We start from the raw sequence: 17,618 nt of genomic DNA, 5'->3' as shown, positions 1-17,618 counted from the left end.
TTGACATGAATAACGCCGCTCACCTATTTTTTGTCCTTTAGCTAGTTCATAGCAACCTAGAAAAATTTATTCGCTGCAATATAAATGCTACTTGCGCAGCGATAAAATTGCCCGTGCGGTTTCAGCACGGTTAGCAATTTGCATTTTTTGTATTGCAGCATCCACATCTTCACCACTTTTCTTATTCAGTTTAATCAGAAACTCAACAGGTAATAGCGAAGTTAAATTTTCAAGTTTTGATTCAGACCAATTGATGGTTGCAACAACCCCTTCAATTCGCTTAATCATTAGGTTTTTAAGTAATTCTAAACGCTCTGGCTCAACGGTTATATAACCAATCGGCAGGGTTAATGCACTATCAGAATTAGGTTGACCGTGGTATTGCACCAAAGCAATCACATCAGGAATTAAGAGGATCTCCAAACGATCAAACTTAGCCTCTGAAGTAAGGCCAATACCGGTAGGAAAACGACCTAAGTGTCGCTTACGTTCTTGACGTTTCTCACCTTCATCAGCGCTTGGGTGTAAAAGCGAAATGCGGGCAATCTTATCATCGGCATAATTACCAAGTATATCGCCTAGATCGCGATTAAAACGCGAAAGTTGACTGCCATTAGCTCCCCACAGTGGTACTTTACTGCTATACCACAGCGCTTTTGGAGCTGTTTTACCCACATAATCACGTAATGCATTATGCAACATACTAATGAACAGCTTAGAGTTGTGCGGCAAATAAACAGCCCCTAACATGCCGGTAGTCAATGAAGTACCGTAGCCAGTTTTCCGTTGTTCGCGAGCCTCTATCCAGCCGGAATAGTCGAACTTATAACCATTAGCAAATTGTAACAACACTTTATCATTTGCTAGTTTACAGAAATCTTCACAGTCGATACCAAATTCATCTAGTTTATGTTCTCCCAAAAAATCTGCGATATGAGCCTCCAGCTCGTTTGAAAGCGGCAGTCGGGTGTTACCTAAATATTCATAGGAGCGAGTAAATTTCTGCGGCTCAATGCTACCAGCAGAAGCATCGTAGCTAACCTCTATCTCTATTGGGAGCTGCACCATTTCATGCGAACTACAGCCCATTATCTTATATAATCTAGTCCTTTGACGCTCATACTCGCTGTTGCGGCTGAGCAAAAGATGGTGGCGAAACTGGGAGCTAAAAGCCTCTGTTACCGCAGCAGCATCTCCCCCGATCTGATGCCGAGGCAATAGCTCTGGCAGTCCAGAAGTAAAACGACGATTCGGTTGCGGTTTACATATCGAAAGAGTTAATAGATCGAATGCCACTTCCTCCGTACGTTCTTGATACTTAACTAAACTTGGCTTCCCACCATTACTAGCTGCATGCTTACGTAGGAATGAGCTAGCCTCAATATGCCCATCAGGGTTAATGTTGATCAGTCTGTTAGCCAGCAAGCCATCAAGCAATACCTCTCGCTCACGATCGGTTAGACCAAAGTAATTCTGTAACTCGCTGGGATAGAGCTGATCAAAAATCAGCAGCAAGCGACATGCAAACTGTTCAATTCCAGGCATCAGTTTTTCAGTGGTCAAAGCGCAGTTGATCTTGTAACTACGCGCAGGTAGTAAAACGGTAATCAGATTACCCAGACGTGGTTCTGACATTAGTTGTTATCTCCAAGCAGACTTTGACCACACAGGATTTGGTAGTTGGGTTCATCTACGGCAACCTGTTTACTAATAAATTCATGAACGTTTCCAAGTGCTGAATCATTATTGGTCTTTGACCACATACGCCTAGCTCCCAGAATCAATAACCTTTCTTGAGCTCGCGAAATAGCAACGTTTATTCGCGGCGCATCGCGCAGGAAACCTTGTAGTTTGTTGGGGTTATCGCGAACCAGACTGAGGATAATTATCTTGTTCTCCTGGCCCTGATATGAATCAACGGTATCGATCTTAATCAAACCACGTAACGATGCAGCCCATTCAGCCCGACTGATAGCATTGTCAATTTCCTCTTTTTGCTGACGATACATTGTGATTATACCAATAGGATATGGCTGCTCTGTGGTAATAGTTTGCTCAAGCTGTGCAATGCAGTCATCGCTCGACAATGACTGCAAAGCCTCTAACAGTAGCCGGACTTCTCGTTGATTATAGTAACGGCCATTACCCTTATGCTCTTCTGCACCTGCTTCATTAGGGCTCGAACTATCGATCCAAGTAACAGTTTTGTTCCAAGGACTTGGTAACTGGGAATACCAATCTGGCGAGACTTTCCTCGATGAATGCAGTTTACCGATATCTTGAGCGTAAAAGCACTCCGATACTAACTCGCCAATTGGTTCTACCATTCGATATTGAGTATCGAGTGTTACGCCGTCTGTTGCTTTAAAAGCGCGTTCAAAATCAGACTCGTAAAAGATCCCTTTCCCGAGTTCTAACTTCTTAGAGGCTAACTTAAGATGCTGTTGATGATAGAATGGTGGCAATTGTTTATGATCCCCTACCAGCAACACTCGCTTGCCTGATTGCAGCGCTACCATCAATTCAGCAGCTTGTGCTCGGCCAGCCTCATCAACTATTACCCAATCAAAACTAGACTCAGCTAGCTCTAGTCGACGATTCCCAACACCAACAAGAGTTCCGCAAACCAATCGCTTACTTTTGAACATAAATCGATCAAACCCAGCCTCGCCGCCGCGTAATACATCCATCCACTCTTGGCTCATTTCCAATAGCTGCAGAAAACGTTCAAGGTTCTCTGGATTGTTATAACTGCATTGTATGGCAATTTGCTCAGCCAACTGTCTTATCAAGGTCTCATCATAGACGAGAGTTTTCAGCAAGCTGTCATCGAATATTGAGTTAATAATTTCTTGTGTTCGCAGTTTAAGCTGATTGCTTTGTTCTAATAATTCAGTCAGTCGCTCTTGATGACTAATACTACTGCTCTTTGTCTGTTCTACTTTATCCAGCTCACGGCTATATTGGCCATATGTCACCATCAAGGGATTCAGCGTACGATGTAACTGACATAACTGTTTGACTAATAATGGAGCCATCCCTAGACGCTTTCCTAGGGAGCTAACTCGCAGGTCATATTCACGGTGAAATTTATGCTGAATCTGTCGCTGAAGAGCTTTAGTTGCAACACTTAGCATACCCTCATCAATCATAAGTTCATTACCAATACGTACTGTATCCAGTTCCATTCCTTTTGTATGGCAGAGCTCTCTAGCCTTGATGGCAACATTATCAACAGACGCATGGGATTGGCCGACCAGAAGAATATTATTCACACCGCAATGTTGATACAGATAGTGAATAAATTTTGAAATAAAGGTTGTTTTACCTGTTCCTGGCGGTCCCTGCAGAACTCCAACAGGTCCCAACTCGACCAACTGTTGAAACGCCATGAGCTGCTGTTCATTAAAACGTTGTCCAGGCTGATCATAAAGCTCGCGTAATGTCTCCGCGGATGGCCGCGGTTGCATTTGCTGCATGCAGGGTTTCTGGTGGTAATCAAAATACTGTGGCAGATGCTGGATCTCTGCTTTGTTTTCAATTACTCGTTGAAGGGCTCTTTGACGCAACTCTCTTGATGATTTGTCACGGATCGACTCCAATTGTAGCTGGCTGCCGCTACTAATTCGCTTACGAGCAGCATCGAAATCAAAGCGAATAGCCAATAGATTCGGCGTAGTCTCACTTAGTCGCAACTCCCCTAACTGCACTGATTCACGCTTATCTTTAATATAAACAATGATCTTATCATCAAGTTCAAAGCTGAGGTCAGCACCGGATTCCGTAGTATATGGGTAGAGTAAGCAACCACTTGGTGATTCCTGAAAGTCAGTTGAATCGATGTTGACTATATCTCGTAGGTCTACTTCTGTGTCAGACAATGCCTGCCACAACTCAACTGGACTTGACTCACTACTATCGAAGTCATCTTCATCCATCTCTTGATTAGGATTAGCCCGCTCAATGATGGCGTCAATTACTGGCTCGAGATTAAACAGTAGTTCAATAAAAGTATTGCGCTGATTAAGTGAGCCACGCTGTAATGAAAGTTGAGTATTAATTTTAGCTTGGGAATATTTACCAGCCTTTATACTTTCTTCGATCGATAATCCTTTTTTATACACTATTCTATTAATAGTGCGATTATCAGGATCCAGGTCTACCAATAGCCGCTCACCTAGGCCAGTGATGTTACAACGCAATTCATGCGCAAAGCGTGGGTTAGCTGACCAGTTACAGTGAAAATGATAGATCCCATCATTTTGTTCTAGAAGCTTCACTTCTTGCGGCCAATCATCTGCGCCCCAGCAAACAGGAATTACATTATCCTGTGACTCAGACTCCACAACTTGCTTAATCTCAGCTTGTTCCGGTGCTCGAAGTGACTGCAGCAAAGGATCGAGCGCGATAGGTATACCGTCAACGGTTTGCTTTGCACGTTCTAACTCAGCTTGCACCGGTACTGGCATATCTTCACTAAATAGCTCCTCCACCATACGATATACTGCAAAGCAATCTCGCCCAAAAGCATCAGTACTTTCAGGATTATCTGGCTGGTAGCGATTATCTGCAGTTAATTCATCACTGAATTCAAGCAATCCAATCAGAGTAATTGCTGTCTGCTCCCCGACTTGTACCAGCAGTTTCTCTGGGCAAAGATCTCCATGAGGTAACTGTTTTTCATGAAAAGCATGAATGGTGTTGATCAACGTCTCCGCAATTGTGAAACGTTGGGATTGTTCTAAAACGTTCTCAGCAATAAACTGTGACCACGGTAGACCATCCACATACTCGCTCACTACATACAAGCCGCCTTGTCCTAATAGTCCACAGGAACGCACCTTAGGAGTTGGCAGATTTATATGCGTAAGCTTATCGATTCGCTGCTTAAAAGCGTGGATACGGCGGTTAACACCAGGTTGCTGAGGATTCAAAATCACGCCATCCCACAATTTTACCTGCAGGGCTTTCCCACCTTGTTCACAGTGATAACTGATGCTGCCAGTCGTAGCAATGGCAGCAAGCGCAGGGTAAACCATAGGCAACTGTTCAGGAAGCGGAGGAAACTCAATTAACACACCAACGCTGTTCATCCCTTCGCGAAAGAATTTGTTTTGCTTTAACTCTTGATAAATCTGGTTAGCTTCATCAAATTCTTGGCTATGTTCCTTAGTAGCCGCATTAAACTCATTGAGCATTATGTCCGCACGTGGAAAGCGTTTACTTGGCTCAAGGTTAAGAGCTTGTTCAAACCAGCTATTTAAAATGCCGCTAAAAGGATCAGTTAATGGAGCTCGCCATTCAGGCATCTGTCCAGGAGTCAGTAACGATTCGCCTGCAAAACAAATACGATAAGCAATTACAGCCAACATGAATACATCTAGGCGATAGGGCTCAACTGCTTCTTCAAAAGCATCTTCGGGCAGAGTATATGGAGCACTTTGCAATGTCGGACGTAATGCCTCTAGGCTATTATGTCCCTCCAGCGAGGCTGCGCCAAAACCAGTAACGACAATGCTCTTTTGATCCCCTGCGTACCATAGATTGTGCGGGTCAATATCACAATGGCCGATACCTAGGCTATGTAATTCAGAGAATGGAGCCAATAATGCACGAACGCGATCAATACGATCAGACTTACTCCATCCGTCAGCTTCGCTATCTAGTATCTCATCCAATCGGCTAAAACTACGGCGTAATTCATACAGCTCACGGGCATCATCAGTTATATCCTCCTCGGATAATTCCCTTACCGCACGCAACATATAATCCTGCATAGTTGCACTGCCATGACGAACCAAGCGACCGACTCGAGTCTCACGCAGCGCTATCTCAGACCATAATGTTTGCATTGCATTTGCCACACCCAGGGCATCAAAGTTCCACTGACGCAGCAGACCTCTGTGTTGACTATTGTCTTTGTGGGTAGCCCTGAATTCGTTGTAGACCATGTGAGGGTGACTAAAGAATGGCTTATCGTTCGCAAGATAACCGCTTTCTTTAAGTGGTAAAGGCCTGACTTTTGGGCCTTCAAAGAAGGACTTAATGATCGGTAATGCCTCATCTGAATTTGGCCGAGGCTTTCCCCCCTCAAAAAGATGAGAAAAGTTAGTGTCCTGCACCAGCTTTTCGTAATTTTTGGGGTTGCCTATAGTCAAGAATTCATCACGGGTATGAACATAGCGACTCTCACTTGATGGCAAGTTCTCAGGACCTGCAGTGCCACACAGCACTACATGAGCCTCAACATGCAAAAAGTAACCCAACTTACGAGATAGCTCTTCCTGCAACAAATCTTTTAGTCGCAGTGCATGCTCACGCTTGATCTGATAGGGACTTTTGCCTCGTGGCTTACCATTTTGCAGCCACTTACCCCCTTCGTATGTGATGTTACCATTCCACTCTTTAAGCTCGACTAATAGCAGCCGGTCAGCAGTAATAATTAGCGTATCGATTTCCATCGATCCTTGGCTATCAGTAACAACCAAGCCAGCATAGCCAAACCAACTATCTGGTAACTGCTTAACCATCATATCAACTGTTTTGGTTTCGCTGCGGTGCAGGCCTGCACCACCTACTATCTGATACTTCACGTTTTCTCCTGCACCACTATATTTTTGTTGGTGGTAGTCAAGTAAAAATGGATGTAGTTATCTCAGACATTGCATAGATTGTGCCTGCCTGATCCTAAAAAATGTAATTATGAAAGGGAACGCCAGAAATTTTATACCGTTCGCAATGAGAACGCATTCCAAAACTTTTCAAATATATATCATCATCTTGAACATATCACTATAACGGCGAATCCATAAGGATTCGCCGTTTTTGTTTTCTTTGTTTCAGGAGATATCATGAATAATCTGGGAGGGTTGCAGTCCTTGCAGGGCTCACTTAAGGGCTTACCAGAATGGGCCTCAGAACGGGTCATGCAGCAAATTCGTCAGCTCACAAACTACGAGCCAGTTATCGGCATTATGGGGAAAACAGGGGCGGGAAAATCGTCGCTGTGCAATGCCCTGTTTGCCGGTGAAGTGTCGCCGGTCAGCGATGTAGCGGCCTGTACACGTGAACCTCTGCGCTTTCGTCTGCAAGTCGGTGAGCGCTATATGACGCTGGTGGACCTTCCCGGCGTGGGGGAAAGTGGTGCACGCGATACTGAGTATGCTGCGCTGTACCGCGAACAGCTACCCCGGCTCGACCTAGTACTGTGGCTGATTAAGGCTGATGATCGGGCTCTGGCGGTGGATGAGCATTTTTACCGGCAAGTGATTGGTGAGGCATACCGGCATAAGGTGCTGTTTGTTATCAGCCAGTCAGACAAAGCTGAACCCACCAGCGGAGGAGAACGATTATCCACAGAGCAGAAGCAAAACATCAGCCGCAAAATCTGCCTGTTGCATGAGCTGTTCCAGCCCGTGCATCCGGTGTGTGCTGTGTCGGTCCGTCTACAGTGGGGACTACGGGTGATGGCAGAGCGCATGATCCGTTGCCTGCCGCGTGAGGCCAGCAGCCCGGTGGTGTCGCAACTGCAGCATCCCTTTCGCACAACGGTAGTCCGGGAGCAGGCCCGTGACGATTTCGGTGAAACCGTAGGTGCAGTACTTGATACCATCAGTGCTTTGCCCCTTATTCCCGCCCCGATGCGGGCCGTCATTCAGGCCGTGCGCGGCACAGTGGTGTCGGTTGCCCGTGCCGTCTGGAATTTCTTCTTCTGAATATTGCTTCTTAATCCGTCGTTTCCTGAGCCCTGTCGCCATTTGAGCGGCAGGGCTTTTTTGTCTTTATTTTCCATCATGAGGAGTCTGCTTATGACCCGTCTGGCTTCGCGCTTTGGCGCAGCAAACCTTATTCGTCGCGACCGCCCGTTAACCCGTGAAGAGCTGTTTCGTGTGGTGCCCAGCGTGTTCAGCGAGGATAAACACGAATCCCGCAGTGAACGTTATACCTATATTCCGACCATCTCCCTGCTGGACAGCCTGCAGCGCGAAGGCTTTCAGCCATTCTTTGCCTGTCAGACCCGGGTACGTGACCCTGGTCGTCGGGAGCATACAAAGCATATGTTGCGTTTGCGTCGGGAGGGACAGATTACCGGTAAACAGGTCCCGGAAATCATTCTGCTCAACTCGCATGACGGCACAAGTTCGTATCAGATGCTGCCGGGATTATTCCGTGCAGTGTGCCAGAACGGGCTCGTCTGCGGTGAGTCTTTTGGTGAGGTGCGGGTGCCGCACAAAGGAGATGTGGTGAGTCAGGTGATTGAAGGGGCGTATGAAGTGCTGGGGATTTTTGACCGTGTGGAAGAAAAGCGAGATGCCATGCAGTCGCTGATGCTGCCGCCACCTGCTCAGCAGGCTCTGGCACAGGCCGCGCTGACGTACCGCTTTGGTGAGGACCACCAGCCGGTTGCCCCGTCACAAATACTTTCCCCACGCCGCTGGCAGGATGAGAGTAATGACCTGTGGACCACCTACCAGCGTATTCAGGAGAACCTGATAAAAGGCGGGCTTAGCGGACGTAGTGTAAAAGGCGTGCGAACGCATACCCGTGCCGTGCGCGGCATTGACGGAGATGTGAAGCTTAACCGGGCACTGTGGGTGATGGCGGAAGCCATGCTCAGTGGTTTCCGGCCTGCGTGAGTTCACATTTTACCTCTGGCATGGTTATTAAAATGTGAATAAATGACACACCCTGTCATTTCGGGTGCACAGAACTTGCCGGTTAAATCATCAGAAATCCGCGCAGGTCTGATAATCACGGGCTTCATGCGCTTCCCAAATTAATTCCCGTCGTGGACATATCCTGTCAACCCTCTCCTTTAGAATCTTATTTCTTTCAGTCAGTTAACCATGCGGAGGAGCCTCCATGCCACTGACAGAGCGCCGCTACGACAGGCTGGCGGTCAGGCTGTCGCTGATTATCAGCCGTCTTGTGGCGGGTGAAACGTTAGAGATGCAAAAACTGGCGACCGAGTTTGATGTGTCGGTCCGTACCCTGTACCGGGATTTTCGCGAACGACTGATGTACCTGGACCTCGAATGTCATCAGGGATGCTATCGCCTGCGGACCGGTGCAGGTCCGCAGGGTGAACTGGATGTGCTGACTTTTGCATACCGGGCCGGGCTGGCCGATATCTTTCCGGGGCTGGACCGGCGTCTGGCGGGCGCACTGCTGGCATCGGATGGAACCCCTTGCCTGGTGTGGCAGTCACCACAGCCGATAACGACCACCAGCCCGCTGGTATTTTATCGACTGGTCAGCGCCATCACCGGCAGCCAGCGTGTATTGCTGCTCGCGGACGGTGAACGTTGTGACGGACTGGCCCCGTACCGTCTGATATTTCTCGACGGCTGCTGGTACCTCACCGGTGAACTTAACGGGCATATAACCGTGCATCCTCTGGCGACCATCCATGCAGTGACAATCCTGAACACCACTTTTACCCCTCGAAAACGACTCAGCCTGTTAACCACTCAGGCAGGCTTTATCCGGGCACTTCCTCACTTCAGCTGTATCCGTGAAGTTTTGTCACAGGCTGCCGATAACGGGGGATCGGGATGAGCTTTGGTTTAATGACCTCTGTTAACAAGGAAAAACAATGATATGGTATTACGAGATAAATGGCGTACGTCACGACAATGTGACCGAAGACGACATCACCGGCCTGATTGTTCACGGTGAACTGACTGCCGCCACTCTGGTTTGGCGACAGGGAATGACGGAGTGGCAACCGGTCTCCGCCACCCCACTAGCTTCGGTGCTACTTCAGAGCGCCATACGCGAGCATACGCCCACAGCCCCTGACGCATCAGGGGCTTTATAAGGAGTCTTATAATGAAAAGAAAATCTTTCTCTGCAAATGTGAAATGGAGTTGGTTGGCATTGTCTGTGGCACTGATGGCCCCGACTGTAGTCCAGGCAACCGCAAAAACGGCGGTAGAAGCCAAGAACTGTCAGTCAGAAAACAATACCTGCCCATATCCTTTCGACCTGTACAAAACCGACCCAGCGTACAAAAAGTCGTTTGATGAGACCATGAATCAGAATGGTTTACCGGCGATGCTCGACGAGATGAATGGTCCAGCGGGTCCGATGGAACCAGTAAAAATTGACGGTAAAGTCTACCTGAAAGGTTTTATGTGTGAAGACGGTAACTGTGGTAACCACAATCTGACATTCTTGTACCAGCCTGACCTCCATAACTTCGTGGGCTTCTACAGCAACGGTAAAGATGGGCAATGGGTTAACACCCCAAGTGATGGTGAGCTGAAAGTATTACGTGCATTAGTCAATGGGACTGCGGAACCAACACACACGCCAACCGCCACTACCACGTCCAATGATGCACCACCAGCGAATACCATCTGGGAATTTACCGGGGGTAACGGTGACACTCTGTGGAACATGTGCGGCGGTAAACATAACAGTTGTGTGATTGTTGGTAATACCAAACACGTGGCCGCCGTGTTAAATCACAAATCTGCAAGTGGGTGTTCATTAGGTGATTTTTACATCATTGACAGGGATGACCGTTCCTGGCAACAGCGAGATACTGGAACCTGTAGCCCAAATGCTTGGGTGCGCAAAGGCTCCATTAAAGGTGGTCAATATCTGTCTGTTGACATCGGCGTCGGTGATGAAACTGTTATCCAGTACCCTATCGGTTACTGGTCAGACATGAAAGAGTTTTCCGGCCCGAACCGACCATCCTGGGAAAAAGCAAAACAAGCTGCTAAGCAGTAGTGTTATCGTTACGACACGAAACATACCCTATTTTTCCTTCCTCTCTTTCAGTCCCCTGTCGCTTTTGCGACAGGGGATTTTGCTTTTAAGGTACACCGAATGTCTGAACCTAAATGGTTACCACCGGGACCTTTCATCCGACAGCAGGCCGAAGCGATTACCCGCCGATATCACAACATCGCCATTGAAGACGACCAGGACAGTCACTTCCGTCTGGTGGTTCGCGACCCCGAAGGCCGGATGGTCTGGCGGGCGTGGAACTTTGAACCGGATGCCGGTACGGCCCTCAACCGGTATATCGGGCAGGATGGCATTTGCAGAGCATTATCCACCGACTGACTGCAGTCATTTTTCAGACCCTGATTACCCCACCTCATACGCCAGCCATCGCCGCTGGCGTTTTTTATTGACGGAGAAACCCTATGACAACACAGACACAGCACGAGTTTGTTCCCGCTAACGAACCGCAGTTCACCCTCAGTGCCACGCTGGTACCCGACGAACAGCGTATCAACTTCTGGCCACTGCACTTTGGCGCTATCCCGCAGTGGATAACGCTGGAACCCCGTATTTTCGCCTGGATGGATCGCTTCTGTTCGACCTACAGCGGTGGTATCTGGTCCTTTTACACCCTCAGCAATGGCGGGGCGTTTATGGCTCCCGAGTCTGACAATGATGAGATATGGCGTCTGTTTAATTGCCTGAACGGCAACGATGCCCAAATGAGTGCAGAAGCCGCAGGTATTGCTGTCTGCCTGATTGCGTACAGCCATCACGCCTGTCGCACCCAATGCGATGCCATGACTGAACACTATTACCGCCTGCGGGACTACGCCCTGCAGCATCCAGAGGCCCACGCCATTCTGCGTATTATCGACTGACCGAAGGAGCAACAGATGAAACAGCTTTCCTTTTTACCCGGCGAGATGACGCCACAGGACCGGCGTCTCATTCAGCGGGCGCTCAGGGCTCTGGACCGCCACCTGCATGAGCCCGGCGTGGCCTTCACCTCTACCCACGCCGTACGTGAATGGCTGCGACTGCATATGGCCGCGCTTGAGCGGGAAGAGTTCCGTGTGTTGTATCTGGACAACCAGAATCAGTTGATTGCCCATGAGACGCTCTTCACAGGCACGATTAACCGTACCGAGGTGCATCCCCGGGAAGTGGTAAAACGTGCCCTATACTTCAACGCGGCGGCGGTGATACTCGCGCACAACCATCCCTCTGGTGAGACAACACCCAGCCAGGCTGACAAAACCCTCACGCAGCGACTGGTGCAGGTGCTTCAGCTGGTGGATATCCGCGTCCCTGACCACCTGATTGTCGGCGGCAGGCAAATCTATTCGTTCGCAGAACACGGTCTGCTGTGAGGTATGACATGAAAATTATCAGTAAACGCCGGGCAATGACGATATACCGCCAGCATCCTGAGTCCCGAATCTTTCGCTACTGCACCGGAAAATATCAGTGGCACGGTAGCGTCTGCCATTACACCGGCAGGGACGTTCCGGATATCACAGGAGTCCTGGCTGTGTACGCCGAACGCCGCCAGGACCGCAACGGGCCTTATGCCTGCCTGATGAGCATCACCCTAAACTGACAATAGTGGAGAACTGTAATGAGCAACATCACTTGGGGCTTGCAGCGCGATATCACGCCGCGCCTGGGAACACGTCTGGTGCAGGAGGGCAACCGGCTGCACTACCTAGCTGACCGGGCCAGTATCACCGGTAAGTTCAGTGACGCCGAATGCCAGAAGCTGGATGAAACATTCCCGCACTTTATCAGCCAGATGGAATCGATGCTGACCTCCGGTGAACTGAATCCCCTACACGTTCATTGCGTCACCCTGTACCACACCGGTTTTACCTGCGAAGCCGACACCCTCGGCAGTTGCGGCTACGTATACATCGCCATTTACCCCACTAAGCGCTAATTACTTTCACGAGAGCAAGCATGAAACCTCAATCTGCAGCAACTTCGCGGGCGGTAAAACCCTGCCTGTCACCCGTGGCTATCTGGCAAATTCTACTGACACGCCTGCTGGAACAACACTACGGCCTGACCCTGAACGACACGCCGTTCAGGGATGAATCCGTTATACAGGAACATATCGATGCAGGTATCACGCTGGCCAATGCCGTTAACTTTCTGGTGGAAAAATACGAACTGGTTCGTATCGACAGGAATGGATTTTCGTGGCAAGAACAAACCCCGTATATTTCCGTAGTGGATATTCTGCGAGCAAGGCGCTCTACCGGCTTGCTAAAAAATAACGTGAAATAAACGCTTAAATACAGAGCAGACTAAAGGAAAGCAAAATGCTAATCTCACCAACGAAGAGGCTCCTGCTATAACCTCCCCTCCCCTGCCAAAAAAACCTGACATTTTCTTTTAGGACCAACAATGGGACCAAATTGAAAATTGAATTGAAAGTTAAGTATTATAAAACAACTGGTTACACAACCAATTCAGACTCCGCCAGCCCACCAAAATTCTCCATCGGTGATTACCAGAGTCATCCGATGAAGTCCTAAGAGCCCGCACGGCGCAAGCCCTGCGGGCTTTTTTGTGCCCTCAATTTGTCCCGCGAAGTCCGAAGAGAACTCATTAAATCCGAACCTTTTAGGCACCTTGTTAGGCACCTCATAAAGCTTTATTGTTTTTGAGGTGCCTAAAACTATGGAAACCCGACAATGGCAAGACAAACCAAACCTCTATCCGTTAAAGAAATCGAATCTGCCAAACATAATCAAGGTAGCTGTCTCACGCGCCAAGAAAAACCTGTATGTGGTCGGCTCGACTGCAGCTTGGGAGGGAACCGGTCTGCAGGTCCTGCAGCGACAACTGGCAGAATCAGCGTGACAATCTCCGAGGTGACCCTCACGTAACGGACCGGCCACTACGTGCCAGCAGCGGAAGTTATTAATAGCATGATGAATGGACCAATGGAGAGCCGATCATCTATACTCTTGTTAATCCAGACTGGAAATATTGTTATCACTAGCCCTACAACACAAGAGTTAACTCTATACTCTGACGCTTTAGAGGAATTTTACTCTGCTAAATAACCACCATCGATTGGATATACTCCTCCGGTACAGAACCCTGAATTGTCTGACAGCAAAAACAGAATGAAGTCTGCTATTTCTTGCATTTTTGCCATCCTTTTCATAGGGTGGCTATTTGCGAAACTACGTACGATATTTTCTGGAAATTCACTCATTCGTGGGGTTTGGACATAGCCCGGAGCGACTGCATTGATTCGAATGCCTTGACATGCAAACTCTAGCGCTGCGGTTTTGGTTAAACCGATTATACCATGCTTAGCCACGGTGTAAGGTGCTAATCCACGAATGCCAACCAGACCATTTACTGCAGATAAATTAACTATAGAGCCACCAAATTTCATCATCTCAGGTATTTCATATTTTAGGCAGTAAAAAACACTGCTCAATGAGGTGGCAATGACCTTATCCCAGTTTTCAACCGTCTGCTCGGTTATGTTTTTACCATGTTCACCTGTTAAGCCTGCGTTATTTACAGCACAATCAAGTCTGCCGAAATTTTTGATAACTTCATCTATCATTTGCCGTACTTGTTCGGGCTGTGACACATCACATCCGATCCCCAGCGCTTGTTGTCCCTGTGAAGATAATCGTTTCGCTTTTTGTTTAGCCTGCTCTGACGAGCGGGAGACAATAACGACCTTAGCTCCATGTTTGTGTAATTGCTCTGCGACTGCCTCACCTATACCTGCAGTACTTCCTGTTATGACAGCAACTTTATTCTGGAAATTCATAATTCACCCTATGAAGTCGAATTGAGTCTTTCATCTGGGTTAGTATACAAATTAGCTGTGACAGTTTTTGTCAGTACTCTTTCTCCTCGCTGATTCCTTCTTTTATTCTCCATTTTTTCAATAAAACTGTCCTGCTTTCTCTATATATGGAACCCAGTTGTACTATCTCTTCAATCTTGTCAGTTCTAAAATGACGAAAATCATTTCTCATCTCACACCATGCAACCAAAAGCCAGCATGACTCCATATATACCAATCCGATGGGCCATATGGCTCGAGAAGAGTAAGTATCTTTCTTGTCACAATACTTTATTTTGATTCTCTTGCGCTTTTTAATAGCATTGCGGATGTCTTCAAAAAACACCTCATTATTTTCTGAAGGGCCGATCAGATAAGATTGACTCTCAATAAGATTTTTTAATTCACCGGGAATGACAGCGTGGATTTTGGCAAGTGCATTCCTTGCGGTATTTTTAAAATCATAATCCGTATTATGAGATACCCAATTTAACCCAAGCGTAATAGCATTGATTTCTTCATGAGAAAGGTTTAAGGGTGGCAAATGAAAGTCAGACTTAATGATATAACCAATTCCAGCACCACCTTCAATGCACACGCCTTGATGCTGTAGCGTTTTTATATCTCTGTAAAGGGAGCGCACACTTATTCCTAATCTTTCAGAGAGAGTGGATGCAGTGATCGGATATCTTTGCGCCCTTAATATCTGTAGTAGTTCGAGAAGCCTTTCTGTTCTGGTCATGTTGATAAATCCATCTTGATTCTGAGACAAAATCTTAAAGCATCTATTGGATAAGCATCTTAGTACAAAGTAAGCGTACACGCTTAAGTTGAACTTCCCCCTCGATTAAGGATAGCGTGGCATCAACCCGTGAACTCACACCTCATAGAAGACCTTTAGCCCAGTTAGCCTGTCCGCTGTGTGCCAGAGACTCTCTAAAAGTTGATGGTTCGTTTTGCAGGGAGACTTACACATACTTAATATGTCCATGCTTAATAACGACAACCACTTATTATTTAACCTAACACTGAATGCGTCTTTTTGCCCCACCACAAAATTACCGTATTGATCGCTCCCAGCTGCACAAAATGGATAAATACCGTTATCAGCACTTACAGTTTTTTCCTAAAGCCAGCGCTTCGTTCGTGTGCCATGCTTAATCACGCTAATAACTTATAACGCTAAGCGAGGATATTATGAAAAAGACAATTATCGCATTATCTGCAATTCTGCTGGCTTCTCCCGTTATTGCCGCGACGACACACGCAACTGATAATGATGTAGCCGCCGCGCACGAAAATGCCAATACCGCAAAAGAAAAACTGCATCAGGCGCAGAATCAGGGCGAAGAGCAACAGTTAAAAGCAAAACATGCTGCTGAAGGTAAACAAGATGACCTGAGCAGTAAAGTGAGTGAAGGCTCACAAAAAGCCTGGAATACAACCAAAGAAGGTACTGAAAAAGGTTGGAATGCAACAAAAGAAGGTACCGAGAAAGGCTGGAATAAGACCAAAGAAGGTGCTGCCTCCGTTGAGAAAAAAGTCAGCGAGTAATCTTCCATCCATTCAATAATAAAAAGCCGCTTTCGCGGTTTTTTATTATTAGCAATCCTTATAATAAACGTAGAAACGCATTAAAGGGTATTGGTTTACTGAACAGATACCCCTGACCAAAGCTAACGTTAATCCGTCGCAGTCTCTCCATTTGTTCTTCACTTTCTATTCCTTCCGCCACCAATGGGATCCTGGCTAGTTCAGACAGGTGAACAATATTGCTGATGATAGTATCACTCACGCCGCCTTTACCCAGTGAGTCGATAAACATCTTATCAACTTTCAAGAACCGCGGCGAAATGCGTTGCAGCGCAGCATAGTTAGAATATCCGGTCCCAAAGTCATCCAGGGCTAGCGCAGCGCCTGCCTCTTTCAAGCGTCTAAGAACACTTTCACGGATCAGATTCTGCTGCCGTTCGGTGATTTCCAGCATTACGCCAATATGAAACAAGTTCATCCGCTGAATAAAGGCGATAGTGGCATCGGTAAATTCATGATCCTCCAGTGAAAGTGGAGGTACGTTAATACCGATATGAAATGGTATATCACACTGAGCCCTAAGGCACCGCATATCAACCTCTACCTGCGTCAACAATTTCAGCGTCAGCACATTGATCAAGCCGCTATGTTCAGCCGTGTGGATAAATTCGTTAGGGGGAATAATTCCCTGCTCAGGGTGATTCCAGCGAACAAGGACTTCAGCCCCGACGATTTTTCCGCAAGCGAGTTCAACGACGGGCTGATAAAACGGAATAAATTCATCATTATTAATCGCACGCTGCAGTATTTTTATCGGTGATATCCGCTGCGCCCGGCGTAAGTGGAAATATAACAGCAAAGACAGAACCACAAATAAAATAAGAAGATAATGATTATCCCGCACATAATCCGCAATGCCATCCTGTGAATCCGTCACAATCCAGAAAGGATAGTTTTGCGAGGCCATCTGCACGAAAGGATGTTTTTCTGGATACAATAAAAAATGCACATCAATTTTTTCTTTACGGGCAAAATCCATGAGAATTTTATCGATTGCCGCTTTATATACTGCAACAGCCACCACCTGCCCCTGAATCGGAAAATAGATTATATACATCTCCGTGTTCAGCCGATAAATCTGTTCAATCATCAGTGAGTGTGTAGTCGTTCCATTGGAAATAATCCCCGGCGATTCTCGGCCTTCAAGAGAAGAGCAGTTCCACTCACCGTTCCTGATGATACTGACTGAACGAATCTTCTCGCCAGACGCCGTAAGAAGACGCAATTTTCGTAGCAGATCGTCAGTGCAATTCTCTTGTATATGTGCGCTGGCTAACACAGCCAGTGTATTTACGTCGTCAAATATCGTATCGATTTCTTCGACCAGGCTATTTATCGCGTGTTCTCTGACAAGTTGTCCCTCTCTATCCCATTGCTGCCATGACGTCAGCACACCGGCCAGAAGAAAAAGCAACACCAGCATGATGGGTGTGATTTTCTTGGTTACAGACATGATTAACTC

17 protein-coding genes and 1 pseudogene are annotated in these 17,618 nt (G+C 47.2%); 13 read left to right on the top strand and 5 right to left on the bottom strand.

What is annotated here, in order from left to right:
* Positions 1 to 87: 87 nt before the first annotated feature.
* Together HV350_RS06085 and HV350_RS06080 are read right to left on the bottom strand one after the other, a co-directional pair.
* A complete protein-coding gene (locus HV350_RS06085) occupies positions 88 to 1,635 on the bottom strand; it encodes a hypothetical protein (RefSeq protein ID WP_054626374.1) in 1,548 nt (515 codons plus the stop codon).
* A complete protein-coding gene (locus HV350_RS06080; RefSeq protein WP_094909260.1) occupies positions 1,635 to 6,593 on the bottom strand; it encodes an AAA domain-containing protein in 4,959 nt (1,652 codons plus the stop codon). The genes HV350_RS06085 and HV350_RS06080 overlap by 1 nt, the downstream gene beginning before the upstream one ends.
* A 258-nt stretch (positions 6,594 to 6,851) precedes the next feature.
* Between HV350_RS06080 and HV350_RS06075 the strand changes: the two genes are divergently transcribed.
* From HV350_RS06075 to HV350_RS06020, 12 genes and pseudogenes are all read left to right on the top strand, one after another.
* Entirely contained in the window at positions 6,852 to 7,715 is an 864-nt protein-coding gene (locus tag HV350_RS06075; protein ID WP_054626376.1) for a GTPase family protein, read from the top strand.
* Positions 7,716 to 7,808: 93 nt separating this feature from the next.
* Positions 7,809 to 8,636: a DUF932 domain-containing protein gene (locus HV350_RS06070; protein WP_054626377.1), complete on the top strand. Its 828-nt coding sequence runs from the start codon at positions 7,809 to 7,811 to the stop codon at positions 8,634 to 8,636.
* Positions 8,637 to 8,862: 226 nt separating this feature from the next.
* Complete coding sequence (locus tag HV350_RS06065; RefSeq protein ID WP_054626378.1) at positions 8,863 to 9,558, top strand: hypothetical protein; 696 nt, start codon at positions 8,863 to 8,865, stop codon at positions 9,556 to 9,558.
* A gap of 37 nt (positions 9,559 to 9,595) precedes the next feature.
* Positions 9,596 to 9,763 (top strand): annotated as a pseudogene (locus HV350_RS06060) (DUF4339 domain-containing protein); the annotation flags it as partial.
* 68 nt (positions 9,764 to 9,831) lie between these two features.
* Positions 9,832 to 10,740 (top strand): Ivy family c-type lysozyme inhibitor, encoded by a 909-nt coding sequence (locus HV350_RS06055; RefSeq protein WP_064761968.1) that lies wholly within the window; start codon positions 9,832 to 9,834, stop codon positions 10,738 to 10,740.
* A gap of 99 nt (positions 10,741 to 10,839) precedes the next feature.
* Positions 10,840 to 11,079, top strand: coding sequence for a DUF905 domain-containing protein (locus HV350_RS06050; RefSeq protein ID WP_054626379.1), 240 nt, complete (start codon positions 10,840 to 10,842; stop codon positions 11,077 to 11,079).
* Positions 11,080 to 11,162: 83 nt separating this feature from the next.
* Positions 11,163 to 11,621 carry an antirestriction protein gene (locus HV350_RS06045; RefSeq protein WP_128347215.1) on the top strand — a complete coding sequence of 153 codons (459 nt, stop codon included), beginning with the start codon at positions 11,163 to 11,165 and terminating at the stop codon, positions 11,619 to 11,621.
* 15 nt (positions 11,622 to 11,636) lie between these two features.
* Entirely contained in the window at positions 11,637 to 12,113 is a 477-nt protein-coding gene (locus HV350_RS06040) for a RadC family protein (protein WP_046495838.1), read from the top strand.
* A gap of 8 nt (positions 12,114 to 12,121) precedes the next feature.
* Positions 12,122 to 12,343: a DUF987 domain-containing protein gene (locus tag HV350_RS06035; RefSeq protein ID WP_000691995.1), complete on the top strand. Its 222-nt coding sequence runs from the start codon at positions 12,122 to 12,124 to the stop codon at positions 12,341 to 12,343.
* A gap of 18 nt (positions 12,344 to 12,361) precedes the next feature.
* Positions 12,362 to 12,679, top strand: a complete 318-nt coding sequence (locus tag HV350_RS06030) for a type IV toxin-antitoxin system YeeU family antitoxin (RefSeq protein WP_046495841.1) — start codon at positions 12,362 to 12,364, stop codon at positions 12,677 to 12,679.
* 20 nt (positions 12,680 to 12,699) lie between these two features.
* Positions 12,700 to 13,029, top strand: coding sequence for a TA system toxin CbtA family protein (locus tag HV350_RS06025; protein WP_181630016.1), 330 nt, complete (start codon positions 12,700 to 12,702; stop codon positions 13,027 to 13,029).
* A gap of 396 nt (positions 13,030 to 13,425) precedes the next feature.
* Positions 13,426 to 13,608 carry a hypothetical protein gene (locus HV350_RS06020; RefSeq protein ID WP_181630015.1) on the top strand — a complete coding sequence of 61 codons (183 nt, stop codon included), beginning with the start codon at positions 13,426 to 13,428 and terminating at the stop codon, positions 13,606 to 13,608.
* 190 nt (positions 13,609 to 13,798) lie between these two features.
* Here HV350_RS06020 and HV350_RS06015 read toward each other — a convergent pair whose 3' ends face one another.
* Together HV350_RS06015 and HV350_RS06010 are read right to left on the bottom strand one after the other, a co-directional pair.
* The gene (locus HV350_RS06015; RefSeq protein ID WP_181630014.1) at positions 13,799 to 14,545 is read right to left on the bottom strand and encodes an SDR family NAD(P)-dependent oxidoreductase; all 747 of its coding nucleotides are present in this window, start codon (positions 14,543 to 14,545) and stop codon (positions 13,799 to 13,801) included.
* Positions 14,546 to 14,615: 70 nt separating this feature from the next.
* Positions 14,616 to 15,305 (bottom strand): YafY family protein, encoded by a 690-nt coding sequence (locus HV350_RS06010; protein WP_181630012.1) that lies wholly within the window; start codon positions 15,303 to 15,305, stop codon positions 14,616 to 14,618.
* 455 nt (positions 15,306 to 15,760) lie between these two features.
* Here HV350_RS06010 and HV350_RS06005 point away from each other — a divergent pair, with 455 nt between their 5' ends.
* Positions 15,761 to 16,117, top strand: coding sequence for a hypothetical protein (locus HV350_RS06005; protein ID WP_016157245.1), 357 nt, complete (start codon positions 15,761 to 15,763; stop codon positions 16,115 to 16,117).
* A gap of 58 nt (positions 16,118 to 16,175) precedes the next feature.
* On the opposite strand, the gene HV350_RS06000 is transcribed toward HV350_RS06005, so the two are convergent.
* Positions 16,176 to 17,609, bottom strand: a complete 1,434-nt coding sequence (locus HV350_RS06000; protein WP_181630010.1) for an EAL domain-containing protein — start codon at positions 17,607 to 17,609, stop codon at positions 16,176 to 16,178.
* Positions 17,610 to 17,618: the final 9 nt, after the last annotated feature.

Origin of the sequence: Citrobacter sp. RHBSTW-01013 (genome assembly GCF_013781985.1) — a bacterium.
GTDB lineage: Bacteria > Pseudomonadota > Gammaproteobacteria > Enterobacterales > Enterobacteriaceae > Citrobacter > Citrobacter braakii.
This window is presented reverse-complemented; position numbering and strand designations above follow the sequence as displayed.